The following is a 25,187-nucleotide window of genomic DNA, read 5'->3' as shown; positions in this document are numbered from 1 at the left end:
AATGGCAGAATATATCGTAGTCATCAATAGTGATAAATTAGGTAGTGGAAATGATGATCTAGGACATACCTTAATGAAGTCTTTTGTCAGTGTTTTAGCACAAGCAGAAGACCTTCCTAAGGAAGTCATCTTATATAATGGGGGAGTCTTATTGGCTAAAGAAGGCGCAGATACCGTTGAAGATCTACAAAGCTTGGCTGATAAAGGAGTATCGGTGAAAGCTTGTGGAACCTGTACTTCTTTCTATGAAATGAAAGATCACTTAGCTGTGGGCGAAGAAACCAATATGCGTTATATCTTGGATGCCCAACGCACAGCAGCTAAAGTTGTTTACCCTGCATAGAGCGTCGACGAGGAATCGTGCATGAAAAATGTCGTAATAGGAACGGCAGGTCATATTGATCATGGAAAGACCACGCTGATTAAAGCTCTCACCGGTATCGAAACGGATACGACTAGGGAGGAAAAGCAGCGTGGCCTTTCTATCAATTTGGGATTTGCCTATATTGATTTAGAAAATGGTGAGCGGGTCGGGATTGTGGACGTTCCTGGCCATGAAAAGTTTATCAAAAATATGTTAGCTGGGGCGGCTGGAATTGATTTGGCCCTACTAGTGATTGATGTCAATGAAGGAATTATGCCTCAAACCAAGGAACACGTAGCTGTCTTAAGCCTTTTAGGGGTTGATGATTTTATTATTGTTCTGACCAAGGTAGCTAGTGTGGATGCCGACCTCAAAGAATTAGTCTATGAGGATATTCGTGAGCAGTTCAAAGGAAGTAAACTTGAAAATAGTCCGATTGTTGAGACGGATGCAGTAGCTGGGATTGGCATTGACGAGCTGAAGGCATTGATCCAAGACCGAGTGGATCATATTCAGCGGAAAGCTGAAGATTTGCCGGGGCGCTTGAATGTTGACCGTGCTTTTTCCGTCAAGGGCTTTGGAACGGTAGTTACTGGAACCTTGATTGATGGTGCAATTGAAGTGGGAGATGAAATGACTATATATCCGGCGGGGATTCCTACCCGGATCCGGACAATCCAGATTCATGAACAGGATCAAAAAATTGCTCATGCTGGGAATCGTACAGCCCTCAATTTGACCAAGGTTGATTTGGACCAAGTTGGGCGGGGAGATGTTCTATCGGCAGCCCCACTAGAAGCATCTTATATGATCGATGCCAAGGTTCGATGTCTTAAAGAGGCCAGCCAACCCATGGAATTATGGGACCGCGTCCATGTACATATTGGAACGCGCGAAGTGATTGGTCGGTTAGTACCGATTGGGGTTGAACGGATTATGCCGGGTGAAGAGGCATTTATTCAACTTCGGCTTGAAGAACAAATTGCTGTTAAGAAGGGTGACCGCTTTATCTTGCGTAACTTTTCGCCAGTCGTTACCATTGGCGGGGGCGAAGTGTTAGATGCAACGCCTAAAAAGCATAAACGATTCAACCAGGAAGTCATTGAGTCCCTAGAAGTCATGGAAACCGGTTCGACGGTCGATGTTCTTCTTGATTTCTTGGCTAATCGCTCTGCCGGATTTACTTCTGTCAAAGAGATGTCTGATTATTTAGGTGAAGAAATGAAGGCCGTTGAGGCTTATGTTGCTGAGTTAGTGGAGGGTGGTCATTTGCTGAAGTTTGGCCAATTTTATATGGCCAAATCTACTTATGATCAATTAGCTGAAAAGATGATCCAGCTTTTGGAGACCTATCATAAAGAACGTAATATGGATGCGGGGATGGCTCTGGAAGAATTCCGATCTAACTTTTCTAAGTTGCCAGCCAAGGAGTTAAATGCGATTATTCAGAGCTTGGTTGATGCAGAAAAGCTTGAAATTGATGGAGACCTTATTAAGTTGGCAGGTTATCAAATAGCTATTTCACCGCAACAAGCCAAGGCTTATGAAGCGATCACTCAACAATTAGCCGAGAATCCATTTGCACCATTGACTTTTGAAGAAGTGGTAGGCAAAGATAAGGTTAAGCGAGAAGTCTATTTACAAATGCGTAAGAATAATGAATTTTATCGTTTAGATAAGCAAACGGAAATTCGAACGGTCTATTATAATGAAGCTCTTGATCGACTAGCGGAATTTTGTCAAGATCATGGGGTCATTGAACTGGCTGACTTCCGTAATCTATTGGGAACCAGCCGTAAATATGCCTTGTTGATCTTGGATAATTTTGACAAGCGGGGGATTACTAAACGGGTAGAAGATCATCGTGTTTTGAACCCTAAGTATGCTGAGAGCATTGAGGAGGCCAAGTTATCATGAAACATTTATTAGCAAACTTACCCAAAGTGGATAAGGTCTTGGCTGATGACCGGATTAGCCAGTGGCAGGACCAGTTGGCGGGGACTTATATCAAAGAGACGATTCAAGTCGAGATTGATCGATTAAGGCAAGCAATTCTTCAAGGAGAATTGAAGGATGAAGGTCAAGTCGCCTTTGATCAAGTAGTATCTCAAATTGATCACGCCTTGCAGGAGCGGATTCAGCCTTCATTGAAGCCAGTTATCAATGCTACAGGTACTGTGCTACATACTAATTTAGGTCGAGCACCTTTGTCTCAGGAGGCAGTAGAGGCTATCCACGCGATTTCCTATTCTTATTCGAATTTAGAGTATGATCTGGAAGCTGGTAGTCGGGGATCTCGTTATAGTCATCTTAAGGATGTCTTGAAGCAGATCACTGGTGCGGAAGATGCATTAGTGGTTAATAATAATGCGGCGGCTGTTTTATTGATGCTATCGGCTTTAACCGCGAATCAAGAAGTCTTAATTTCACGCGGTGAATTAGTTGAGATTGGGGGATCCTTTAGAATCCCTGATGTGATCACTCAAGGTGGAGCCATCCTACATGAGGTTGGTGCTACTAATAAGGAACACTTAAGTGATTATGAAGCGGCCATCAATGAGAATACTGGGGCTATTTTGCGGGTGCATACCTCTAACTTTGCACTGGTAGGGTTCACTGAAAAGGTTGATTCCGCTGATCTGGTACAATTAGCTCATGATCGTGGACTTCTAGCTCTTAATGACTTAGGGTCCGGACTCTTTATGGATATGCGGCAATTTGGTTTGCCCTATGAACCAACGGTTCAAGAGTCGATTGCAGCTGGTTATGATATTGTGACATTTTCAGGAGATAAGTTATTAGGAGGGCCTCAAGCGGGTATTATTGTGGGTAAGAAGGTCTTGCTGGATAAATTACGCGCACATCCTTTGACGCGGGCTTTGCGGACCGATAAGGTAACCTTGACTGCCCTGGAAGTGACCATGCGACAATATCTTAAGGATGAGATCGCTTTAGAGAAGATTCCGGTTTTGCAAAAGATCAGTCAATCTTTAGAGGACTTAGAAGTCAAAGCAGCGTCCTTGAAGCATCAAATTCAAAGCCTCTTACCAGATTGGCAAGTTGACTGCCTAGCTGGGCAATCTCAAATTGGAGGAGGATCCTATCCAGGAACTACTTTGCCGACCGTTTTAGTACAGGTGCAGCACCCAACTTGGTCGGCTGCCCAATTAGAAAGTTACTTACGAGGCCAAGCCAAACCGATTATTGCGCGCATTCATCAAGATGCAGTACAGTTCGATGTTCGAACCTTGCTTGAAGAAGAAATGAGCGAAATTGCACAGGTCTTAAACCAAGCTTAGTTAATGAATGACCGGCTTTTGATGCGGTGATTTTGTGATCGCCTCAAAAGTCGGTTTTTTATGTGCATGGCAAGCCTTTAGTCTTGAATCAAGGTCACAGATTTTGTCCTTGTATTATTCAAGAGTTTGATAAATACACTCTTTTTATATTTGATCAGTGGTTTAGGAGAATCAACATTGAAGAGCTTCCAGTAACTATGATATAATGGTACCGTATTCAAGTTTTATTTATTCGAATGATAAGGAGGGATTATATGACCAATCTTGATCATATTAATTGGTTAGAAGAAGTGGAAAAACGACAAGAAGGTCTCTTGGCTGATCTATTCCGCTTATTGAAGATTCGCTCTGTCCGTGAAGACGATAAAGCGAGCGAGGAAGCTCCAGTAGGGCCTGGACCTTTGAAGGCCTTAGAAGAATTTCTAGCAATGGCTAGGGAGGATGGTTTTGAAACAAAGCAATTTGGTCCACTCGTTGGACGGTTAGAAGCCGGCCAAGGGGAAGAAGTCCTGGGTATTTTAGGCCATATGGACGTTGTGCCTGAAGGAACGGGTTGGGACACGGATCCTTATGAACCTGTGATTAAGGACGGTCGGATCTATGCTCGGGGTTCCTCCGATGATAAGGGACCAACGGTAGCAGCTTATTTCGCCCTTAAATTATTGCGTGAATTGGGGGCAGAATTTAAGCAGAGTATTCATTTAATTGTTGGAACCGACGAAGAGTCTGGCTGGCAATGTATGGATCATTATGCTAAAGTGGAAAAAATGCCGGATTATGGATTTTCACCAGACGCTCAATTCCCTATTATTAACGGTGAAAAGGGGAATGTCTCTGCCTTAATTAGCCTAGCTAAAGGTGAATCAAAAGAAGGTCAAGCCCACTTAATTAAGTTAGAAGCTGGGATTCGAGCCAACATGGTGCCACAAGATGCGAGCGCTGTGGTTGATTTTTCGAATAATGACCAAGCTAAGACGGCATTCGAGGCTTATCTTAAAGATCTGCCAGTGAGTGGTAAAGCTCAGGTTGAAGCGGATGGCTTGCACATAGAGCTAGTGGGTAAGGCCGGACACGGTTCAACGCCAGAAGTTGGAGAGAATGCGGGAACTTATTTGGCTAATTTCTTAAAAAATTATGCCTTTGATAATCAAGCGGCCCAAGATTTCTTACAATTAGTTGGAGAAATTTTGCATATTGACTTTGAAGGACGTCGTTTAGGTGTGGCGATTACTGATGAAACGATGGGCGCTCTCTCAATGAATGTGGGTATCATTCGTTATGATGAAGAAGAGGGTGGCTTTGTTGATTGCAACTTCCGCTATCCAAAAGGAACGGACTCTGATAAGATTAATGGACATATTGAGAAATCCCTAGCTAATATGAATCTAGAAATCACGATGTCGCATGCTAAAGAGCCGCATTATGTGCCAGCTGATGACCATCTGGTGAAAACACTGCTCGATGTATACCATCACCAAACAGGTCTTGAAGCGCATGAAAAATGTATTGGTGGCGGAACATATGGTCGTTTAATGAAACGTGGGGTAGCCTATGGAGCCTTGTTCCCTGATTCGATTGATACCATGCACCAAGCCAATGAATTCTTAGCATTAGAAGACTTGCTTCGCGCAACTGCGATTTATGCTGAAGCTATTTACCGCTTGGCTTGTTAAGATTTAGCAATTCAAAATACAGCGCTTCAAGTTGAAAGCTTGAGGCGCTGTTCAATTTATGATGGATAAGGAGGAAGGTCATGGAATGGATTCAATCAAAAAATAATGACCGAGTAAAGGGCTGGCGTAAACTCCAAACTGCTAAAGGTCGTAAGCAAGCAGGAGCCTATCTTATTGAAGGGCCTCATTTGATTCAAGAGGCTTTAAAAACCAGCCAAGTCATGGAGTGGCTCCTCATTCGTGAGGATTGGGTGGATAAATTAGGGCTTATTGAGGGCATCGATGAAGATCGAGTGATTCAATTGGCCAAAGAGGCCTTTGATAGCTTAGCCATGACTCAGCAATCCCAAGGGATTATGGCAGTCCTCCAAATACCAGCGACATGTCATTTTAGCCTGAAGGGAGACCGCTATCTCTTGTGTGATGGCGTTCAAGACCCTGGGAATCTAGGCACCCTTATTCGCACGGCTGATGCTGCTGGCTTATCGGGTGTAGTATTAAATCAAGGGTGTGTCGATTTATATAACGATAAAGTTATTCGGTCAAGCCAAGGTTCATTATGGCATTTGCCGATCCTACAGGGTTGGAGGAATGATCAAATTTTAGAGGTTATTCGAGAAAGTCAGCTGCCGATCTATGCCTCAGCCTTACATCGGCAAGCCCAGTCTTATCAATATCTCACTGGAAAAAAAGGGGTCCTGGTCGTAGGGAATGAAGGCCAAGGGGTTAGTGAGACCTTTTTACAAAGAGCGACCGAAAAGGTCTATATTCCCATGCCAGGTCAGGCGGAATCCTTGAATGTGGCAGTGGCTAGTGGAATACTAATGTTTGAATGGGTGAAAGCTTAATCGTTGGATTTAAGGGAAAGAAGAAAAGGCTACAGATGATTCTGTGGCCTTTTTGTATGAAAAGATTTAATCTAGGATTTGACGGGAAATCCGATGGCTTGATCTTATTTATAGGTCTAGAGGCGTGATGGGAATCTTTGCCCGTTCTTTTAAAAAGCGGGCTAGGTAATAGGCTAATTCTAGGTCCATCAGTCCATGAATGAAGCTGGAGCAACCGATAAAGACAAAGAGGGTTAATAGATAATGCGCACCTAAATCAGCTAGTCCGATACTGGTTAGTAAATAAACCACTAGGACTTCACCTAAACCATGAATGAAGTTGATGACTAAAGAAAACATAAAACGTCGTCGTCTTTGACTTAATAGCCTTGGGTGCTTCATCAAGTAATAGCTGCCTAGGCTAGCAAAGATTAAATGACTGAGGGCGCGTAAGACGATGACTAGCGGCATGCCAGATAATAGGAAACCAAGCGCAGCTCCGATGGCTACCATGATTGCGCAAGTGGGTGAACGAAACATGGCTAGTTTGATAGGAACATGGCTAGCCAACGTAAAAGAAGCGGGACCTAGTACAAAACGGATGGGCATGGTGGCAGGAATTAAGATACCAAATGCTGTTAATATGGCCATATAAGTTAGGTTTTTAGTTTTTGATGGATGATAGTTAAAATGGGTTGCCATGAGATCCTCCTTTAGAATGATCTCAGTGTAAAGCAAAGTTTGTCAGGTGTCAAGACAGGTGATGGATCTCCTCCTGCTGTTTCGCTTCACTATGAGCTAGTGCTTTAGTCATGATAGAGAATTCCCAACTCCTTGAGTCGGTCTTGTACTTGGTGGAAATGATCAAGGTCTCGGCATTGGATGGTGTGACTATGAAGGCCTTCTGTGAGTGATGATAATAGTTTGGATGGATCGTGCTTGATACTTTGCATGAAGTAATCAATGTCTGCCTGCTTTTCAATGGGTAAAGGGGCTAAGAGGAGTCCGTAGATGGGATGGTCGACTTCTACATCGATGAGTCGGGCTCCCAAGTCAACAATAGCCTGAAGTTCGGTGGCTGTTTGGTCTAGTCCGTGCTGACAGACGATCTTGCCGGTGTAACAACGTGTGTTTTTTAAGTGAGACGTTAGGAAATAGCCTTGATTGCTGGCGGTAATTGCAATATCGGAGGCTCGAAGGAGCGCAATGTCTCCAACAATGACTTGACGACTGACCTGGTAGCGTTGAGCAAGTTGTGAAGCAGTGATAGGATGGGATTGTTTTTTTAAATCAGCTAAGATAGCTTGGCGCCGTTCTTTTGCTTTCATGCTTAGACCTCCTTTTTCTCTAAGTATAAGAAAGATTTCCTTCTTTGGCGAGGGGAAAGAATAGTTATTGGTGGATTCACCTCAAAAAATAATCGAATCTTTACATAAAAGTCATCTTTTTAGGGTATAGTAGAATGGTAGCAATGAGAGGGGCGGTTATATGACTAGCAAATGGAAAGATGATCGTGAGTATTTAGAAGATGTAGCGGATTTGATGGGCAATCAACAGGTTCAGTCACTAAAAAATTATGTCCATCATCATTATACTAACCGTTTAGACCACTCGATTGGTGTGTCTTATCGGTCCTATCGCTTGGCCAAGTGGTTGGGTTTGGACGCTAAGGCAACGGCACGAGCGGGACTCTTGCATGATTTATTCTTTTATGATTCTAAAGATAAGAAGACTGTTGGGGGACGGGGGCATAATTATGAACATCCAAGAATTGCCTTGAAGAATGCCTTAGCAATTACCCAGTTATCCCCTAAAGAGCAAGATATTATTGTAAAACATATGTTTGGAGCGACCTTGGCTTTACCGGCTTATCCAGAGTCTTATATAGTGACCCTAATGGATAAATATTCCTCGATCCGTGAATTATTGACGGGTATGAAAGAGAAAGTCAAACATAGGGCGCCTTTTAAATATTTTGTTTCAGTGCGTTAATTGAATGAAAAGCCAATTTTTGGGTTCTTGACTCTATTTCTATTTCAAGTTATACTTGAACCAATATTAAAGGCTAAGATGAAGTCCAAGGTATTTGTGAATCCTTTCAGGGAGGCTGGGGTGAGTGAAAACCAGCTAGGAGTAGCAGACCTTTCGTTCAACTTCGGAGTCGATCTGTTAATAGTGGTTCACTAGAAAAGGATACCTTCATTGGGGTTAACAATGTCAAGTGCCTGAATGGTCGGCCATTTAGGAACTAGGGTGGTACCACGTTTGCGCGTCCCTTTTGGGAGGTGCTTTTTTTTATTGACGTTAGCTTAAATGAAGGAGGAATAATATGGTAGATCAAATGCAAGAACTTCAAGATCAAATCACGAAATTATTGGAGTCCGCATTAAATCAAATTCAAGCGGCGGAGTCAACTCAGATTCTACAACAAATTCGAGTAGATTATACGGGTAAAAAGGGTCAATTGACTCAGGTTTCCAAAGCTATGAAAAATCTGTCGAATGAGGAAAAACCACAGTTAGGACAAATGATTAATTATTTTCATCGGGAATTCAATCAAGTGATGGCTTCCAAGGAAGAAGCTTTAAAGGCTAAAGAATTACAAGCTCAGTTGGCAAGTGAACGGATTGATATTACCCTTCCAGGACGTCGAAACTTTCAAGGTAGTCGTCACATTATTACGCAAACACGGGAAGAGTTGGAAAATCTTTTCTTGGGGATGGGCTATCAAATTGTAGAGGGACCCGAGGTTGAATTGGATTCTTATAACTTTGAGAAGATGAATTTGCCGAAGAATCACCCTGCTCGTGACATGCAGGATACCTTTTATATTAGCTCAGAAGTTTTAATGCGGACCCATACCTCACCTGTTCAAGCACGAACTATGGAAAAGCATGACTTTGAAAAGGATGGACCGCTCAAGATGGTCTCACCGGGTAAGGTCTTTCGGAGAGATAATGATGACGCAACGCACTCCCATCAATTCCATCAAATGGAGGGCTTGGTAGTCGCTGAGAAAATTACATTAGCCGATCTTAAAGGGACCTTGACGCAATTTGCTAAAGCCTTCTTCGGTCAAGAACGTGAAATTCGACTTCGCCCGTCCTTTTTCTCTTTTACAGAGCCTTCAGTTGAAGTCGACGTGTCTTGTTTCAAATGTGGCGGCAAGGGCTGCAATATTTGTAAAGACACTGGCTGGATTGAAGTGTTGGGAGCAGGGATGGTTCATCCAAATGTGCTTGCCATGTCGGGGATTGATCCAGAAAAATATTCTGGCTTTGCTTTTGGTGTCGGAATTGATCGTGTGGCTATGTTGAAGTATTCAATCGATGATATTCGTCATTTCTATCAGAACGATTTACGTTTCTTAAGTCAATTTAAAGGGGGTCAAAATCGATGCTAGTATCTTATCGTTGGTTAAGTGAATTATTGGATCTTTCTGGCCATCAAGCTGAGGAGATTGCTGAGAAAATGTCCCGAACGGGGATTGAGATTGAAGGAGTAACCAATCTAGCGGATGATTTGAAGGGACCTTTGCTAGTTGGGCAAGTAGTAGAACAGCATGCTCATCCGGATTCGGATCATTTACAAATAACTCAAGTGGATGTGGGTCAAAGCGAACCTTTACAAATTGTCTGTGGAGCGCCTAATGTTCATCAAGGAGCCAAAGTTATTGTAGCTTTAGTAGGAGCAGAGTTACCAGGTGGCTTTAAAATCAAGTCCTCGAAGCTTAGAGGAGAAGTATCCAATGGAATGCTATGTTCCTTGCAGGAGATTGGGTTTTCTGATTCGGTGGTCGCTAAGGAATTCGCAGATGGCATTATGCTTTTACCGGAAGATGCGCCTATTGGGACCTCTGTTATTGAATATCTAGCTTTAGATGATCCTATTTTAGAATTATCCATCACTCCCAATCGGGCAGATGCTTTATCCATGTATGGAACGGCTTATGAAGTTGGTGCTATTGTTAATCAAGAGCCCCACTTTGACCATTTAAGTCTTCAAGCGGATCAGGTTGCAGCGATTGATTATTTGGATCAAGTTCAAGTCAAGGTATTAGATCCTAAGATGAGTGCCCATTATCAGTTGCGGCTGGTAAATGGCGTGACGGTTAAGCCGAGTCCGATCGCTTTGCAAATAAAATTAATGAAAGCGAATATTCGTCCAATTAACAATATTGTGGATGCGACGAATTATAGTTTAATTATGTATGGTCAACCTTTACATGCTTTTGACTTTGATGCATTGAAGTCCAAGTCAATCTCTGTACGTAAGGCTTATCCTGATGAGACCCTAGTAACCTTGGATGAAGTAGATCGTCAGTTGGAAAGCTCAGACCTAGTGATTGCTGCAGGTGATCAAGCGGTAGCCCTAGCTGGGTTGATGGGTGGCTTATCGACGCATGTGACCGACCAGACCAAGACGGTATTAATTGAATCTGCTGTCTTTGAGGGTCAGACTATCCGACGCAGTTCTAGGCGACTGGGCTTACGTTCAGAATCCTCAAGTCGCTTTGAGAAAGGGATTAACCGAGATCTAACGAGCTTTGCAGGAGAACAGGCTTCAATTATGATGGCTCAATTGGGACATGGACAAGTCGAAGAAGGAGTAGTTGAAGTGGTTAACCAGCCTGCTCAATCTGTCCAAGTGACGGTTGAAAAATCGCAAATTTCCGATAAGTTAGGTATTGAATTGACGGATAACGAGCTACAGGCTATTTTTGACCGATTAGGATTTGGACTGACTTTTACCGATGAGGACTTTACTGTGACGGTTCCTGCAAGACGGTGGGATATTGCGATTCCAGCGGATATTCTTGAAGAAATTGCTCGAATTTATGGTTATGATAATATCCCAGACACCCTGCCTCAAGCAACTGGTAAGCCTGCTCAATTGACGCGTCGTCAAAAATTGATTCGGGCCAGTCGGTCTATTTTGGAATCTGTGGGCTTGACCGAGTGCGTATCCTATGTCTTGGTCTCCGATAAAGAAGCAGCCTTAACAGAACATGCCGGGATACCTGTCAAATTGCAATATCCGATGTCCGAAGACCATGCTGTTTTAAGGCAGTCTTTGTTGGCTTCTTTATTAGATATTGCACAATATAATCGGGCACGTCATAATGGGCCTCTTGCTTTTTATGAGATTGGTAAGGTATTCTACGGTCAAGAAGTAGAAAATACACAGCCTACAGAGATTGAAAAATTATCGATCCTTTTATCCGGTCAGTCGCAAGCTTCTAATTGGTATCAAAAACAAACAAACTATGATTTTTATGATATTAAGGGAATGCTAGAAAGTTATTTTGATGATTTAGGCATATTTGATCGAATTCAATTCCAAGTGGAAGAAGAAATTTCCTTTATGCACCCAGGTCAAACTGCTCGGGTCTTCTTCGATGGTCAATCCATTGGTTATTTGGGACAAGTCCATCCTCATTTAGCGAAAGAGTTTGACTTAGAGGCTGCGACTTATTTTGCTGAATTAAATATGGAACCGATCTTTAACGAGGAAGTCGCTGACCTTACTCAAATCCCACTAGCTAAATACCCAGAAACTAGCCGTGACTTGGCTCTCTTGGTTGATCAAGCAACAGCTCATCAAGACCTTGTGGATATCATTAGCCAAGCGGCAGGGGAACATCTGATTGAGTTAGAACTATTTGATCTCTATGAAGGAGATCGGATTGAGGCTGGTAAGAAGTCATTAGCTTATCGCCTAACTTTCCAAGATCCAACTAAGACTTTGACGGATGAGGAAGTTAAGGCAAGTATGGACCGGGTTGAAGAAGCTTTGAGGCAAGTTCAAGGTTTAGAAATTCGTTAGTCAAGTCTACTTATTATAAGAATTTAGTTTCAACTAAAAAAACCGCCATTCATTCCGATAAGAGAGGATGAATGGCGGTTTGTATTTTTAATGAGCAGTTTGCATTTTACTAAAGGCTGTGAGGTAGTTCTCATTGATTACGGCTGTATCTGTTAGCATATCCACAGGGTGTTGGTGGTAGGGGGTAACAGCGAGGATTAAGCCTAACCAGGGTGCATAGTAATAAATGATGCGACCGAACACTTCACGGACCAAGAGACTCGACCAAGAAAGGGTTTGACGATCTTTATCAAGTGGCACCACGCGCAAATTAAATAAGATTTTACCGGGTGTACGTCCTCTAAGAATACAAGTAAATAAGAAGAAGTAGCCAATGTAGATGAGGATCGTTATGATATGTGTGAATGAATCTTGGTCGGATAGTGACCAAAGATTGAGAATTAATCGGCTGAGCCATTGAACGATAAGCCAATCTACTAGGTAGGCGCTAATTCGAAGGCCAAAACCAGCAAAAACTTCCTGAGGAAGTGACTGATAATTAGATAAATTCGAGTCTTTTAATGAGCTAGGCTTTAGTGGGGAAGTGCTTTGATCGTTACTTTTAGCTTGACCTTGAGACTGAACTGGATCCTTTTCTTTGAAATCGGGCTTTAAGCCTGCTTGAATGGCCGTTTTTCCTGGACTTTTTAGATTTTCGTTGGCCGGAGCCATCATGCTCTGCTTAGAATTAGGAGCCGTATCGATTTGAGCTTTAGCCACAGGATCAACCAAACTTTTATCGGTTTGATCAAATGTTGGTTTTTTTTCATGCTCTTGCGTCTTTTTGAGTCGTTTTTGCAAGTCATCATTGGAAATAACGCGGATATCGGAGGACTTAAGGCGTTTAATCGATTCTTTAATCGAAGTTCCTTTGAATATTTGTTCGATCTGATCTTGTTTAAGCCGGTCTGTGGTCATATTAATAACCACCTTCCCAGCGATACTCTACTTTCGGTAATTCTAACCGTTCAGCGCGGTCGATGATCTCATTAAATTGGTCGAGATAAGATTTTTGCCCCTTCATGAAGCTAGAGAAGATCCCAGAGAACGTTTCATTATCTGATACTTTCTCAAAGACTTGGGCATCTTGAAGGTCGTTGTCCGTTCGCACTTGATCGATGACTTGACGATAGTACTTAATGCCATCAATCAGATCATTGTCGACTGCTTGTTGAGCGGTATAGACTTGTCCGGTAGCGAGTTTGCGTACTTTGTCTTCCTTCATATGACGTCCTTCCATGACCACTTTGACAAAAGTTTCAAAACTTTCATCAATCATATTTTGGAAGATATCTTTTTCTTCTTGGGTCATTTCGCGGGTGCTGGATCCCATATCCTTTAAGTCGGCTGATTTGAAGACATAAGATTCGATACCAATTTTGTTAAGTAATTTGCTGACATTTTGACCACTGATGATAACCCCGATGGAACCCGTTAGGGTCTCAGGAGTAGCATAAACCTTATCGGCCAACATGGCATAGTAGTAGCCGGCTGAGGCAGCGACAGACTTCATGCTAGCATAGACCGGAATATGACGTTCTTTTTGGATTTCTTTAAAGAGGTCATAGGCTTCCCGTGTCTCATAGACGGATCCCCCTGGGGTGTCGATTTCTAGGACGACTGCTGCAATACTTTCGTCATTTCGAATCTGTTCAATGGTATCAAGGATGAGTTCTTGATTATAAGCAGAATTGTTGCCACCAATGACACCTTCGATGGGGATAACTAGGATTCGTTGGGAGGGGTCGCCTTCTTCGCGTATTTTTTCGACGTAGTTCTTGTCTGAGAGGAGACTTGTCATCTGTTGATTGAACCAGTCCGTTTTGTCTTCGCTGGAATCTTCTTGCCTAAATGAGTTTGACAGACTTGCGGCCACCAATAAGATGACGGCAAATGCAATAACAATCCATTTTTTCTTGTTCATAATTGATCCACCTTTCTAGGTTTATTTTAACATCTTTTGTTGTAAGGGTATACCTATTTGATTATAAATGCTGGCGTTCAAAATCATCCAGCATCTGGCGAGCTTGATCGGAAGTCTCTGCTTCCATGAGTTGAATCCTTAGGTCATTGGCTCCCTTAAACTCACGGATATAAATTTTGAAGGACCGTCTCAGAGCTGGGAAGGGCTTAAAGGGGTAGCGATCAAACTCATCAAGATGATAACGGAAAAGATCGATCAGTTCTTTAGCAGAATGGTCTTTAGCTGGATCCTCAAAAGCAAAGGGATTCTTGAAGATGCCTCGACCAATCATAATTCCATCGATTCCATTTGCTTGTGCAAGTTCTAATCCCTTCTGTCGGTCTGATATATCCCCATTAATGGTCAAAAGGGTGTTTGGGGCGATTTGATCGCGCAGTCTTTTTATTTCTGGAATTAATTCCCAATGAGCGGGGACTTTGGACATTTCTGTTTTGGTTCGTAAATGAACGGATAGGTTAGCAATATCTTGCTTTAGCAAATGAACTAACCATTCTTTATATTCCTCGGGATCTTGATGACCTAGCCTTGTTTTAACGGAAACGGGCAGCCCACCTTCTTTACTGGCTTGAATTAACTGTGCGGCTACTTCTGGTCGATGGATTAAGCCAGCTCCTCGACCGTGTTTATAGACATTAGGTGCGGGGCAGCCCATATTAATATCGACTCCTGCAAAACCCATTTCTTTCATTCCTTTTGCCATTTTAGCGAAATACTCTGGTCGATCTCCCCATATGTGGGCAACAATCGGTTGTTCATCGTCTGTTTTGACTAAGCGTTTGCGTAGGGAGTCTACGGCTACTGGATGACAATAGGATTCGGAGTTCGTGAATTCTGTGAAGAAGACATCTGGCCGTCCTGCTTTAGCAACGACATGTCGAAAAGCGACATCGGTCACATCTTCCATCGGTGCTAGGATGAAGAAGGGGCGTTTAAGTTTTTGCCAAAAATTAACCTGCATTAAAAAACCTCCAATTTGCGATTCATATAAAAAATCCGGTTACAGGCTGCAAACCGGATCTTGTTCGATAAATAGTGCTTTAATTTTAGCATAAACCATTCTTTCTGCAAAGAAAGCTGAATGAATAAGATGCTATGAAGAAGCCTTGATAAATTGTAGCTAGTCAAGAAGGATAGCATAGTTATTTTATTTAGTAATGATTGTCACTTAGGCTGCTTTGGCGAGCTTTGACACGATCAAGACTTGCTTGAAGATTTAGAGGGCGTACTTCAGCTTCTTGGAGGCTTTCACCATAATGGCGGATAGACTGAACCCATTCAGGTTTGATCTGCCAGATGTTCCCTTGAGTATTAAATAATTCAATGTGGTCAACATCAAAGATGCGCCACCAGGATTGTCGTACTTCCTTCTTGAGATCTTCATACATCCCTTGGAATTTTGCTTGGAAGAGATAATGACCCGATTGGATCCCTAGAGCTTTCAGCTTGGCTGTATGTTGGGCTTGGTCTGCTTCATCAATTGGAACGTAAAGATAGTTGAGCACATAGTCCCACTTAAGGCCGTCAAAATAAATCACTTCGTTCTTTGGCAGTCTGAGATGATAGACTAAAGAATTTTCCTCTGGCATGAGGCTATATTCTTTGCAGGGAGACCCCCAGATCGGAAAAAGGCTAGAATTGGGTCGAGCTACAATTGTTTGAGCCATTTCGACAAAGGTTTGATAACGCTCGATAAAGTAATTCGCATCTAGTCCCATATGGAGACGGACATAAAGTTCTTTGTTTGTAATAAGCCCTTTATTCACTAATTCATAGATAGAATTCTCATGTTGGCGAGTATAGAGTTCGACATATTCGGTCATTCCTTGATTGCCCCTTCATTTTGATGATAAGTCTATTTTATCAAAATATTTTTTAAATAAAAATAACTTGAGAATTTGGGAAAAGTTACCTACAATCATAGATAATTGACAAAGGAGGCATTGCCATGAATAAAGTTTCCCGTTATTTTAGCTGGGTCATCATCTTAGCTTTGTTAAGCAAATTGACCCTCAATCCGCCGATCGTTCAAGCGCAATCACTTCCGGACTGGCTAAATTCAGCTGTTTCTACGAATGCTAGTCTTGAAGAAGCCTATGCTGACTACCAAAGTGTCATGGAGGATTTAGTATTATCAGATCTAGCAAAGATGGAAGAAGGTACGAATCGTGAGACCTTCGATCTTAAGGTTAAGGATCGACTGGATGATTCTAAACGACGGGTTGAAGAATTAGGAGAAGGGCTCGTTCGTGTGGTCTACCCTTACCAAGATCAAGCAGAGTTGGACTTTTACTTCTATTATGATCACTTGACTTATACGGCTTGTGTTAGTCTAGAAAACCCTCTTCAGTCGCCTCATCAGGGAGTGAGTGATGCCGCTTTTCAGGCATGGTCTAAAGGGAGTCCGGTGGAAGATTTGATTCAAGATTCAACTTTTCAGCTTCAAGCTTTTGGTCAAATGTTAGCAGATAAGCCCTTTTCGATCATTGCTTGTTTAAAATCACCTTCTTCGCAAGGGCAAGATTTGGAAACAGGTTTTCTTATAATTCAAGATGGGCAAGTGGTAAAAGCCGCTAAGGTGGACCCGAGTTCCTTAGATCATTTTGACTATGCGGATTTACAAGAGACGATTTTGAGGCAAGTGATTCAATAGCCTTGAATCGAATTAAGGTTTATTGATTAGAGGCAAGCGTTTCTTATTATTAGGGTTAGTTAAAAAGCCGCTACTTTTCATTGCGAAGAGTAGCGGCTTTTTGGATTCGGTGATTTATAGTCGGGGTGAACTTCGCCAATAGTAGAGGCCAAGAGCCATGACGATGCCTTCACTAAGGGTCATGGATACCCATAGACCAGAAAGACCTGCAATATGGGATAAGACTAGCGCTAGTGGGAGTACTAAAGCAAAGCCTTTGAGAATTGCTAGAACTTGAGCGAGGCGGGCGCGATTGCTGGAAATGAAGTACATAATTAATACAGTATTGATTCCAAGAAAGAGGCATTGACTGAAATAAGGACCAAACGCCTGGTAGGCAACTTGTGCCATCGCTAAGTCTTCATGATAGTTAAAGAGGGCAATCAATTCATGAGGGATTAGTAAAGCCACACTATAGAAGATTAAGCTAACAAGGATGACAGTTATGAGTGAATAATGAAGAATGCGTTGTAGGCCTTTAAAGTCGCGAAGAGCATAAAAACGGCCTAATAAGGGTTGAGTTCCCATAGCAATTCCATTGTAGATCGCAATAATGACGAATAGTAAATTGACTAGGATACCATAAGCTGCCACTCCTGTATTGCCAGCTAGATCCAAAATCAAAAAGTTAAAGACCAGCATCACGAGTCCCACGGATAATTCAGAAATGAAGGAGGGGAGCCCAGCGGATAGAGCAGCTTTTAATCTTTGGAATTGAAAGGCTTGGACTTGGAAACTAAAATTGGGTTTTCCTTTAATGAGGTGCCAACTATTTACTAGGATGCCAAGAATCGGGGAGAAGGCCGTCGCTAAGACAGCTCCTTTCATCCCCATATCAAAGATAAAAATAAAGACATAGTCAAAAATTGTATTAAAGAGACTACCTGTCAACATGGCATACATGGCCAGCTGTGGATAGCCATCATTTTTAACGAAGAGGGAAAAGAATTGATTCAGAATAAAAAAAGGAGCAAATAGTAGAACATAACGTAGATAGACATGGGTACTCTCATAGACATGCGTATCGGCACCTAGCCACTGGGTTAGTTGGCTAGAAGCACTGAGCCCAATCAATAAAAAGAGGCCCCCGATGATTAGGCAAGCGATGAGGCCAGTTGAATAAGCTTGGTTTCTAGCCGGCTGATTATTTTGTGCTTTGGCTTGGATAAAATAGATCGCAGATCCTACAGCTAACATGAGCCCGCAGGCATTGACGAGATTATAAACGGGTAGGGCCAAATTTAAGGCGGCAATGCCTTCGGGACCAACTCCTTTAGCAATAAAGTAAACATCTGCCATGATATATATAGAGATACCGATCATACTGAGGGTATTGCTGAGGGTGTAGTGGATAAATTCTTTGAGATCTTGCATGGGGTCACTCTTTTCTAAGGTCTTTAGCGATCATCATAGCATGAAGGTTAAAATAATGTCAAAGAGGTAAAAAGTTCTAAAAGTGCTTGACAGAAAAAGTGTACCAAGTATATAATACACTTAAGCTGTATGAATCATTTAATACACTTAGTTAAAAGATACAGGGGGGGTAAAATGGAGTGGAATGATAAGCTGCCCGTCTACCAACAGATGAAGGATTATTTTATTGATGCGATCCTGGCGGGAACTTATCCCTTAGGGAGTGAGTTACCGTCACGACGGGCAATTGCCTCAGAATTTAAAGTTAATCCCAACACAGTTCAACGGGCTTTTAAAGCCATGGAGGAAGAAGGGGTGATTGTAACCTTGGCGAATGTACCAAGTCAAGTGACTCAAGATCAAGTTTTATTGAATCGATTGAGGAGACAGCGTCTAAAGCAGGCCATTGAGCAATTTTATCGCCAAGTGCAGGCCTTGAATGTTGATGAAAAAGTTATGTTCCAAGCATTAGAAGACTATGTAGAGGAGGAGGCATCCCATGATTGAATTGAAAGGCATATCAAAATCTTACGGAAAGAAAGTGGTATTAGACCAAGTGGATTTGCAGATTCCAAAAGGTCAAGTTACGTTCTTGGTTGGTGAGAATGGTTCAGGAAAATCTACCTTGATGAACCTGATCATGCGCTTGATCCCCAAAGGAAAAGGGGAAATATTGCTTGATGGTCAATCGATGACCGAAGCAGATTATAATCGAGTGGCCTATGTCCCAGACCAGATTATTGTTTTAAAAAATCAGACCATTCAGCAAGCGCTAGATTTTATGCAAGATTATTATGAGACCTTTAATCGGTCCAGAGCTTTGGAGATGCTCGATTTTTTTCATCTTAATGCTGAAGATCGAATTGATGAACTCTCTAAAGGAAATGTGGCCAAGGTAAATCTCCTATTGGGTCTGGCTTTGGATTCTGAATATATCTTGATGGATGAGCCATTTGCAGGGATTGATTTATTTACACGTGAGGAGATTAGTCAGGTTTTTTGTTCCAAATTAATTGAGGGTCAAGGAGTCTTGATCTCTAGCCATGATGTGCAGGAGGTCGAATTTATGATTGATCAGGCTGTCTTTTTACAAGATGGGCGAATTGTCGACCAGCTACAGTTAGAAGACTATCGGGAAGCGACTGGTAAGGGGCTGATTGATCGGATGCGGGAGGTGTATCGAGGTGAATAAGTTTTTAATGTTATTGAGTGATGAGTTAAGACGAGCCAAAGGCTTTTATCTGGTCTTATTAGCTTTTGCGGTGGTCGGTGAATTAGCCGCTTTGATTTTGGCTTTAGTCAAACAGTTTCAGATCGATCCCATGGGCTTGAATAATAAAATAGACATAGTAACAGTTCTTGATCAGTCAATGCTAACGGTCCTAGTGATTGGCGGTGTGGTATTAGCCATGATTGTTTATAGTATATATACTTGGCTTAGGGAGTGGCGTTTAGAAGGAGCTTATATCTACCGATTGTTAAGCTTACCGGGATCACGGATGGCTGTTTATATGGCTAAGTTATTTTCCATCTTATTGATGATAGCTGGCTTGTTATTGGTTCAGATTCTGATGCTTCCTTTGATTAATCTAATTGGTTCCTTCTTTCCACGATTCTTTCAAGTGATCTCCTGGCCTCAAGCCTGGGTTCATAGCTTGCGTCTGGTGTATCTCCTGGTACCAGTGGGAATCACAATGGGAATTTACTATTATAGTGCGGGAATTAATTTTTTAGTGAGTCTTTTTAATCTTTGTATTATTATTTGCTCCAAGAAATCGCATAGTTGGCGCAAGACCTTGTTGATCGGGGGACTATATTTTACGGTCTTTGTATTGTTGCAGCTAGTGATCGTGATGACGGTTGTGCAGATGCCTCTTTTGCAATCTGAGAGTTCTTGTTTCTTTATCGTTGCCCAGGCTCTGATGATTGCTCTGAATCTAGCAGGGGCTAAGTACTTAATGAATAACTATATTTCAATTTAGGAGGGGTCATATGCAACGAAAAAAATTAGCGATGGGAGCTATTGGAGTGGTTCTGGCATTTGTCCTCATTGTTTGGAGCATGCCTTTATGGGCCTTGAATCAAGTTCAATTAAAAGAGATTAAGGGACAAGCCGAATTATTAAAGGATCGCCAACTTAGTTTCTTCTTAGAGTCACAGCCTAATGGTCCAATGGAGCGGATAGATGTTTATCAAGGTAAGTCCAACCCCTTAGAGTTAGATTCATTTATGAATGTCGTGGATCAAGAATCGATTAACAAAGAAGCGATCTATCGTCAATTTCCATTACCAAATCGGCCAAATTTAGAGGGATTTACTCCTTATTTTAATAATCAACTTTGGATTAGAAATACGAGCCCAAGACAGATGGCAATTGTCAGATTAAATCTTACTGAAAAGACTTATTATGAGATAAGCTATACCTTAAAAAATACGCAATTTCCTTATATTAGTCAAGTTGTACATACCGATCGGGCAGATTATTTGATCTATTCGACGGATGGGGGATTATGTGTGTTAACGCTAGATGCTAAAAGTGGCGCTATTCTAGATGAACGGCTTGTTGAAGGGATTGATCCATCTTATTATGCCATGAGTACAATTCGCTCAACGTCAGATTTTATTCTTGAACAAGACCTAGACCAAGCCACTTCATCGATGATTGATCCGGAAGGAGCTGTTAACTTTCAAGTCTATCGTCTAAATCCTGAAACACTTAAAATTAAAAAAACATCTTTAAAAATCACTGATCGTCAGAGTCAATATTATTTTTATAAAGATCAAGTTTTTAAGGTCTTATATTCGGAAGATCAAGTTAAAATTTCACAATTAAGTCTTAATACGACTAAGGAAAAAACGCTTTTTGAAGAGCTGACGATCTTAGACCTTCAATTTGTAGATGATCGTCTTTACCTGATTACTAAGGATCAAAAAATAAAGGTTTATGATCTAGCAAGTATGAAAGAATTAGCTTCGGCAGAATTATCGACCGGCAAGGATTACCGAATTGTTAGTTTATCAGTGAGCTAATTCCGCTTTAAAGAGATGGGAGAGTCTTCTTCCATCTCTTTTTCTATCTGTTTAGCTGTTACTTTTTTTATTGACATGTTAGAATAGAGCTAATGTCAAAAAAGTAGGTGAGGGCTTGGTTTTATTATACTTATTATTAGCAATGAGTCTTTTGGTGCTGTTATACTATTATTTTAAGCGACCGCATACGATCTTGTTAGGCTTATTGGCTTTTTTGAGTTTGTCCTTAGTGCTGCTTATTGGCTATTTTACCTACTTGGAGACAAGTTCTTGGTTCAAAAAGATTTTTGCGAGTTTACTGATGCTAGGGGCTGGGATTGGGGTCTTTTCTGGACCGCTTTTGGTCTTGTTGAATAGCCTAATGGTTTTTAAACCAGAAGGTAGGCGACTATTTTCACTGGGATGCTTATTGTTAACTCTCTTTATTGCCAGTTTTTTATGGGCGAATCCTTCCTTGCGTCATCTTCAATCCGTCCACTGGGCGTTCAAATTATGTTATTGGTTTCTGGCAGTAGGTTTTATCTATGCACTGATTCTATTGAGTATTTATAATTTAGCAAGTTTGTTAAATTTAGGACGATCGAAAAGTCAGAATTTTGATTATATTATTGTTCTGGGAGCAGGACTTCAGCACGATCAGGTAAGCCCCACGTTGGCACGTCGTTTGGATAAGGCGATTGAACTATTTCATTTGAATCCTAAGAGTCGCTTGATTATGTCGGGAGGACAGGGGGAGGATGAGTTGGTATCGGAAGCCCAAGCTATGACAAACTATATTAAGGAACGTGGAGTAGATCCAGAACAGATTCTTCAAGAAGATCGATCGACCACTACTTATGAAAACCTCCTCTTTTGTAAGCAATTGATTAACTTTCCGGCACACATTGCCTTGGTAACTAATTATTATCATCTCCTGAGAGCTTTATTGATTGCGGATGAATTGGATATTCCCTTAATTGGGATTGCTGCGTCAGCCGATTGGCTTTTTTCCTTAAATGCATATATTCGTGAATATGTTGGTTTCTTGTATTTAAAGAAGAAAGAGCATATTTTAGCCTTCATTGCTATTTGTTTAGTGGTTTTTGCTTGGTTGGAAGGATAAAAATAAAAGACTGGATCCATTGAGTAAGTTTTTCAATGGATCCAGTCTTTTAACTAATTTATCAGTAAGTTTATCAAGGGTCATTGACTGATGAGAGGGTAGATGTATTTGTTGGAACTCTGTTAAAACGTGCTCCAAAAGTCAGAGCCTAGACTCTAAGCTAAAACCCTCAACATTTTCTTTGAAAATGCTCGTGTTTTTGCTTAGCTCAACGGCTCCTAACGACTTTTGTCGCACTCTGTCAAAACGTGCTCACAATTGCAGCGCCTGGACGTTAAGCGATCTTTCTCGAACACTCTTTGAGTGTTTCGAAAGCTCACTTACCGCTGCGGCGCATGCTGAGACTGTTGTAGCTTTAGCGACTTACAGTCTCACATCCGTTAGGTAATCGCAATTGTTCGCACTCTATTTAAAACGTGCTTCAACTTGCATCCCCTGAGTTCTAAGCAAATCACGTCCTGTGCGATTTCCAATCGCCCTGTCCATGCTTTGCTTAGCCTACAGGGGATGCTGAGACTGTTGTTGCTTTAGCAACTTACAGTCTTACATCCGTTAGGTAAACGCAAGTTGTCGCACTCTCATAAAACGTGCTCACAAAAGCTTGGCCTTGTCAATAAGCGATTCCCCTCGAACGCTTTTCAAGCACTTCGGGTGCTCACTTATTGCAGCGCCCCAAAGCGCTATTGCTCGCACTCTATATTCTTTCTAGGTAGTCTACTTGGTCAAAGATTTGAATATTAGCGACTGCTACGATGATGTCACCAGCCTTGAAAGTATAGTTGGCAGGGAATTTAGTGTTTAAGATTTCACCAGGTTTTTGGCGTAAGCCGATAATATTTAAATCAAATTTTTGGCGGAGCTTGAGGTGGTTCATTTCCTTATTCCACCATTGTTCAGGAGCATAGAATTCGACAATGGCTGTCTGGTCATCTAGGTTGACAATATCTTCCACTGACTGACGAGCCAGTAGGTCACCCAGGTGGTAGCCTGTTTCGGTTTCAGGCAGAATAACTTGATAGGCTCCGATTGCTTTAAGTGCCTTGGCTGAGCGTTGGTCCTTGGCTTTGCAATATATTCTATGTACGCCTAATTCTTGAGCATTTAAAACACCGAGAATAGAGGCTTCAAGATTGGCTCCTGTTCCGATAACGATAATATCACAGTTACCAAAGCCTGTTTCTCGCATAAAATCAAGATCTGTAAAATTACCAATGGCTCCGATTGTTAACTCTTCATCAATTTCATTGACGTGGTCGGGGACGATGTCACAAGCAATTACTTCAATTCCGTGACTAGCTAAGCGCCGTGCTAAGGCTGAACCGAAAAGTCCTAAACCTAAAATTCCAATAATGCGATTTTTTTTCATTTTATTCTTCCTATCCTATAATAATTTCTGTGCGTGAATATTCAACATCGTATTTATTTCGTTGGCGACCATGTAAACTTAATAAGAGTGTCATGGGACCGATCCGACCTGCATACATGAGGACGATTAAAACTAAATGACTTGCGGTCGACAGACCGGGTGTTAAGCTAGCAGATACTCCAACAGTGGCAAGGGCTGACATGGATTCAAACAGGAGATACAGGTAATTAATGTCTGGCTCAAAGGCGAGTAGTAGAGCAGATCCACTTAGCAAGAGACTGATATAGATCAAAAAGAGAACGAAGGCAGACCGCACAGTCGAAGTAGGAATGGTATGGTAGTCATAAGAAACATAACGAGACTGGCGGATTTCCTGCATGGCCAGCATTAAGGTTAAAACAAAAGTGGTTACCTTTAAACCACCGGCTGTCCCTCCTGATCCACCACCGATAAACATATTGGCAATAAAATATAACAAGGTTACAGGATGTGCCTTGGTGTAATCGATACTTGAAAAGCCGGCCGTGCGCATTGTGATGCTTTCGAAGAAAGCCACTAGCAACTTATGACCACTTGAGAGGGGACCGAGCGTATCAGGGTTGTGCCATTCAAGCAGGGAGATGAACAAGGTTCCTAAAAGAATTAGAGCCAGGGTGGCACGAATCATGAGCTTGGTATGGGTTTTAAGATGGCGTAGATAGTAACCTATTTTTTTGCCGCGTTTAGCTTGACGATAGGCTTGAAATTGATCGGCGACATCGAACCAAACAGCAAAGCCAATTCCTCCAAGAACGATTAGGACCATGATGGTTATTAACAATAGAGGATTGTCATTGTAGTAAGTGAGGGAATCGTTGCTCATTAAGTCAAAGCCCGCATTACAAAAGGCGGAAATGGCTGTGAAAATAGCGTTAAATAATCCGCGACCCCAACCTAAATGTGGGACAAAGAATCCCGCTAAAAGGAGGGCGCCTGTTCCTTCAATGACTGCCGTGTAGCGAATAATTCGTCCAAGGAATTCACCTAAGTTTTGTTGTGAGCTACGGTTAAGGGCCTGGCTAGTTGTGATCTGATCTTTTAGTTCAATTCGCTGTCCCAGTCCGTGATAGATTGATCCAATGATCGTCATTAAGCCTAGGCCACCGATTTGGATCAAGATCATCATTATAACTTGCCCTAGTATGTTATACGAGTCATGAATCGATTGCGTCCAAAGTCCAGTTACACAAACAGCAGAAACGGCAATAAATAAATGATCCAAGTAGTTTGCTTGGGAACTAGCAAGCTGACTAATGGGTAGTGACAAGAGTAATGATCCACTAAGAATCACTAACAGAAAGCTTAAAGCAATCTTCTGGGGTGGGGTCAATTTAATCAATGCATGTTTCAATAGGGATACTCCTTTATATATGTTCGAATGCAAGCATTATAGCCTCTTTCTTGAAAAAAAACCAGTCTTGGGAGAATGGACTTATAAAATATTCTAATAAATAATCTAGATAAATCTCTAAAGTGGCATTACTAGCGGGTTCGATGGATTGATAATTATAAATATCGATGTGAGGAATTTAACAA

General features: G+C 41.8%; 23 protein-coding genes. 14 read left to right on the top strand and 9 right to left on the bottom strand.

The genetic code is table 11. The features are described from left to right. The first annotated feature begins 1 nt into the window (after position 1). The 5 genes from yedF (at position 2) to HMPREF9706_RS02770 (ending at position 6,184) form a co-directional block, all read left to right on the top strand. Positions 2–343 carry a sulfurtransferase-like selenium metabolism protein YedF gene (gene yedF, locus HMPREF9706_RS02790; protein ID WP_006907851.1) on the top strand — a complete coding sequence of 114 codons (342 nt, stop codon included), beginning with the start codon at positions 2–4 and terminating at the stop codon, positions 341–343. Between the two features lie 21 nt (positions 344–364). Then, a complete protein-coding gene (selB, locus tag HMPREF9706_RS02785) occupies positions 365–2,281 on the top strand; it encodes a selenocysteine-specific translation elongation factor (RefSeq protein WP_006907850.1) in 1,917 nt (638 codons plus the stop codon). Next, on the top strand, positions 2,278–3,663 hold the full coding sequence (selA, locus tag HMPREF9706_RS02780) for an L-seryl-tRNA(Sec) selenium transferase (RefSeq protein WP_006907848.1): 1,386 nt from the start codon (positions 2,278–2,280) through the stop codon (positions 3,661–3,663). The genes selB and selA overlap by 4 nt, the downstream gene beginning before the upstream one ends. Positions 3,664–3,917: 254 nt before the next feature. After that, positions 3,918–5,336, top strand: a complete 1,419-nt coding sequence (pepV, locus tag HMPREF9706_RS02775) for a dipeptidase PepV (protein WP_006907847.1) — start codon at positions 3,918–3,920, stop codon at positions 5,334–5,336. An 80-nt stretch (positions 5,337–5,416) separates the two neighbouring features. Next, positions 5,417–6,184 (top strand): TrmH family RNA methyltransferase, encoded by a 768-nt coding sequence (locus tag HMPREF9706_RS02770; protein ID WP_006907846.1) that lies wholly within the window; start codon positions 5,417–5,419, stop codon positions 6,182–6,184. Between the two features lie 108 nt (positions 6,185–6,292). On the opposite strand, the gene HMPREF9706_RS02765 is transcribed toward HMPREF9706_RS02770, so the two are convergent. Continuing rightward, positions 6,293–6,865, bottom strand: a complete 573-nt coding sequence (locus HMPREF9706_RS02765; RefSeq protein WP_006907845.1) for a hypothetical protein — start codon at positions 6,863–6,865, stop codon at positions 6,293–6,295. Positions 6,866–6,969: 104 nt separating this feature from the next. After that, on the bottom strand, positions 6,970–7,491 hold the full coding sequence (locus HMPREF9706_RS02760; RefSeq protein WP_006907844.1) for a transcription repressor NadR: 522 nt from the start codon (positions 7,489–7,491) through the stop codon (positions 6,970–6,972). 160 nt (positions 7,492–7,651) lie between these two features. On the opposite strand from HMPREF9706_RS02760, the gene HMPREF9706_RS02755 reads away from it, so the two are divergent. The 3 genes from HMPREF9706_RS02755 to pheT all read left to right on the top strand — a co-directional run bounded on the left by HMPREF9706_RS02755 (position 7,652) and on the right by pheT (position 11,989). After that, on the top strand, positions 7,652–8,155 hold the full coding sequence (locus HMPREF9706_RS02755; RefSeq protein WP_006907843.1) for an HD domain-containing protein: 504 nt from the start codon (positions 7,652–7,654) through the stop codon (positions 8,153–8,155). A gap of 337 nt (positions 8,156–8,492) precedes the next feature. Continuing rightward, positions 8,493–9,566 carry a phenylalanine--tRNA ligase subunit alpha gene (gene pheS, locus HMPREF9706_RS02745; protein ID WP_006907842.1) on the top strand — a complete coding sequence of 358 codons (1,074 nt, stop codon included), beginning with the start codon at positions 8,493–8,495 and terminating at the stop codon, positions 9,564–9,566. Next, the gene (gene pheT, locus HMPREF9706_RS02740) at positions 9,560–11,989 is read left to right on the top strand and encodes a phenylalanine--tRNA ligase subunit beta (RefSeq protein ID WP_006907840.1); all 2,430 of its coding nucleotides are present in this window, start codon (positions 9,560–9,562) and stop codon (positions 11,987–11,989) included. Before pheS ends, pheT begins: the two co-directional genes overlap by 7 nt. Positions 11,990–12,076: 87 nt before the next feature. Here the strand turns inward: pheT and HMPREF9706_RS02735 are convergent, their stop codons facing one another. From HMPREF9706_RS02735 to HMPREF9706_RS02720, 4 genes are all read right to left on the bottom strand, one after another. Then, on the bottom strand, positions 12,077–12,946 hold the full coding sequence (locus tag HMPREF9706_RS02735; protein WP_006907839.1) for an RDD family protein: 870 nt from the start codon (positions 12,944–12,946) through the stop codon (positions 12,077–12,079). A gap of 1 nt (position 12,947) precedes the next feature. Further along, positions 12,948–13,952: a signal peptide peptidase SppA gene (sppA, locus tag HMPREF9706_RS02730; protein WP_006907838.1), complete on the bottom strand. Its 1,005-nt coding sequence runs from the start codon at positions 13,950–13,952 to the stop codon at positions 12,948–12,950. A gap of 61 nt (positions 13,953–14,013) precedes the next feature. Next, positions 14,014–14,970 carry a tRNA dihydrouridine synthase gene (locus HMPREF9706_RS02725; protein WP_006907837.1) on the bottom strand — a complete coding sequence of 319 codons (957 nt, stop codon included), beginning with the start codon at positions 14,968–14,970 and terminating at the stop codon, positions 14,014–14,016. A 190-nt stretch (positions 14,971–15,160) separates the two neighbouring features. Continuing rightward, the gene (locus HMPREF9706_RS02720; protein ID WP_006907836.1) at positions 15,161–15,832 is read right to left on the bottom strand and encodes a DUF3841 domain-containing protein; all 672 of its coding nucleotides are present in this window, start codon (positions 15,830–15,832) and stop codon (positions 15,161–15,163) included. A 125-nt stretch (positions 15,833–15,957) separates the two neighbouring features. Here HMPREF9706_RS02720 and HMPREF9706_RS02715 point away from each other — a divergent pair, with 125 nt between their 5' ends. Continuing rightward, the gene (locus HMPREF9706_RS02715; RefSeq protein ID WP_006907835.1) at positions 15,958–16,662 is read left to right on the top strand and encodes a hypothetical protein; all 705 of its coding nucleotides are present in this window, start codon (positions 15,958–15,960) and stop codon (positions 16,660–16,662) included. Between the two features lie 114 nt (positions 16,663–16,776). Here HMPREF9706_RS02715 and HMPREF9706_RS02710 read toward each other — a convergent pair whose 3' ends face one another. Next, a complete protein-coding gene (locus tag HMPREF9706_RS02710) occupies positions 16,777–18,075 on the bottom strand; it encodes an MATE family efflux transporter (RefSeq protein ID WP_006907834.1) in 1,299 nt (432 codons plus the stop codon). A 174-nt stretch (positions 18,076–18,249) separates the two neighbouring features. Here HMPREF9706_RS02710 and HMPREF9706_RS02705 point away from each other — a divergent pair, with 174 nt between their 5' ends. From HMPREF9706_RS02705 to HMPREF9706_RS02685, 5 genes are all read left to right on the top strand, one after another. After that, positions 18,250–18,621: a GntR family transcriptional regulator gene (locus HMPREF9706_RS02705; protein WP_006907833.1), complete on the top strand. Its 372-nt coding sequence runs from the start codon at positions 18,250–18,252 to the stop codon at positions 18,619–18,621. Next, a complete protein-coding gene (locus HMPREF9706_RS02700) occupies positions 18,614–19,306 on the top strand; it encodes an ATP-binding cassette domain-containing protein (RefSeq protein WP_006907832.1) in 693 nt (230 codons plus the stop codon). Before HMPREF9706_RS02705 ends, HMPREF9706_RS02700 begins: the two co-directional genes overlap by 8 nt. Then, a complete protein-coding gene (locus HMPREF9706_RS02695; RefSeq protein ID WP_006907831.1) occupies positions 19,299–20,096 on the top strand; it encodes a hypothetical protein in 798 nt (265 codons plus the stop codon). Before HMPREF9706_RS02700 ends, HMPREF9706_RS02695 begins: the two co-directional genes overlap by 8 nt. A gap of 10 nt (positions 20,097–20,106) precedes the next feature. Further along, a complete protein-coding gene (locus HMPREF9706_RS02690) occupies positions 20,107–21,144 on the top strand; it encodes a hypothetical protein (protein WP_006907830.1) in 1,038 nt (345 codons plus the stop codon). Between the two features lie 115 nt (positions 21,145–21,259). Continuing rightward, a complete protein-coding gene (locus HMPREF9706_RS02685; protein ID WP_006907829.1) occupies positions 21,260–22,246 on the top strand; it encodes a YdcF family protein in 987 nt (328 codons plus the stop codon). Between the two features lie 694 nt (positions 22,247–22,940). Here the strand turns inward: HMPREF9706_RS02685 and HMPREF9706_RS02680 are convergent. Beyond that, positions 22,941–23,612 (bottom strand): potassium channel family protein, encoded by a 672-nt coding sequence (locus HMPREF9706_RS02680; RefSeq protein ID WP_006907828.1) that lies wholly within the window; start codon positions 23,610–23,612, stop codon positions 22,941–22,943. A gap of 10 nt (positions 23,613–23,622) precedes the next feature. Further along, positions 23,623–25,002: a TrkH family potassium uptake protein gene (locus HMPREF9706_RS02675; RefSeq protein ID WP_006907827.1), complete on the bottom strand. Its 1,380-nt coding sequence runs from the start codon at positions 25,000–25,002 to the stop codon at positions 23,623–23,625. Positions 25,003–25,187 lie beyond the last annotated feature (185 nt).

The organism is Facklamia hominis CCUG 36813 (assembly GCF_000301035.1).
Classification (GTDB): Bacteria; Bacillota; Bacilli; order Lactobacillales; family Aerococcaceae; genus Facklamia; species Facklamia hominis.
This window is presented reverse-complemented; position numbering and strand designations above follow the sequence as displayed.

Bases quoted from the DNA above. Each gene is read 5' to 3' on its own strand.
- yedF (WP_006907851.1), top strand. From the start codon at position 2: ATGGCAGAATATATCGTAGTCATCAATAGTGATAAATTAGGTAGTGGA.
- selB (WP_006907850.1), top strand. From the start codon at position 365: ATGAAAAATGTCGTAATAGGAACGGCAGGTCATATTGATCATGGAAAG.
- selA (WP_006907848.1), top strand. From the start codon at position 2,278: ATGAAACATTTATTAGCAAACTTACCCAAAGTGGATAAGGTCTTGGCT.
- pepV (WP_006907847.1), top strand. From the start codon at position 3,918: ATGACCAATCTTGATCATATTAATTGGTTAGAAGAAGTGGAAAAACGA.
- HMPREF9706_RS02770 (WP_006907846.1), top strand. From the start codon at position 5,417: ATGGAATGGATTCAATCAAAAAATAATGACCGAGTAAAGGGCTGGCGT.
- HMPREF9706_RS02765 (WP_006907845.1), bottom strand. From the start codon at position 6,865: ATGGCAACCCATTTTAACTATCATCCATCAAAAACTAAAAACCTAACT.
- HMPREF9706_RS02760 (WP_006907844.1), bottom strand. From the start codon at position 7,491: ATGAAAGCAAAAGAACGGCGCCAAGCTATCTTAGCTGATTTAAAAAAA.
- HMPREF9706_RS02755 (WP_006907843.1), top strand. From the start codon at position 7,652: ATGACTAGCAAATGGAAAGATGATCGTGAGTATTTAGAAGATGTAGCG.
- pheS (WP_006907842.1), top strand. From the start codon at position 8,493: ATGGTAGATCAAATGCAAGAACTTCAAGATCAAATCACGAAATTATTG.
- pheT (WP_006907840.1), top strand. From the start codon at position 9,560: ATGCTAGTATCTTATCGTTGGTTAAGTGAATTATTGGATCTTTCTGGC.
- HMPREF9706_RS02735 (WP_006907839.1), bottom strand. From the start codon at position 12,946: ATGACCACAGACCGGCTTAAACAAGATCAGATCGAACAAATATTCAAA.
- sppA (WP_006907838.1), bottom strand. From the start codon at position 13,952: ATGAACAAGAAAAAATGGATTGTTATTGCATTTGCCGTCATCTTATTG.
- HMPREF9706_RS02725 (WP_006907837.1), bottom strand. From the start codon at position 14,970: ATGCAGGTTAATTTTTGGCAAAAACTTAAACGCCCCTTCTTCATCCTA.
- HMPREF9706_RS02720 (WP_006907836.1), bottom strand. From the start codon at position 15,832: ATGACCGAATATGTCGAACTCTATACTCGCCAACATGAGAATTCTATC.
- HMPREF9706_RS02715 (WP_006907835.1), top strand. From the start codon at position 15,958: ATGAATAAAGTTTCCCGTTATTTTAGCTGGGTCATCATCTTAGCTTTG.
- HMPREF9706_RS02710 (WP_006907834.1), bottom strand. From the start codon at position 18,075: ATGCAAGATCTCAAAGAATTTATCCACTACACCCTCAGCAATACCCTC.
- HMPREF9706_RS02705 (WP_006907833.1), top strand. From the start codon at position 18,250: ATGGAGTGGAATGATAAGCTGCCCGTCTACCAACAGATGAAGGATTAT.
- HMPREF9706_RS02700 (WP_006907832.1), top strand. From the start codon at position 18,614: ATGATTGAATTGAAAGGCATATCAAAATCTTACGGAAAGAAAGTGGTA.
- HMPREF9706_RS02690 (WP_006907830.1), top strand. From the start codon at position 20,107: ATGCAACGAAAAAAATTAGCGATGGGAGCTATTGGAGTGGTTCTGGCA.
- HMPREF9706_RS02680 (WP_006907828.1), bottom strand. From the start codon at position 23,612: ATGAAAAAAAATCGCATTATTGGAATTTTAGGTTTAGGACTTTTCGGT.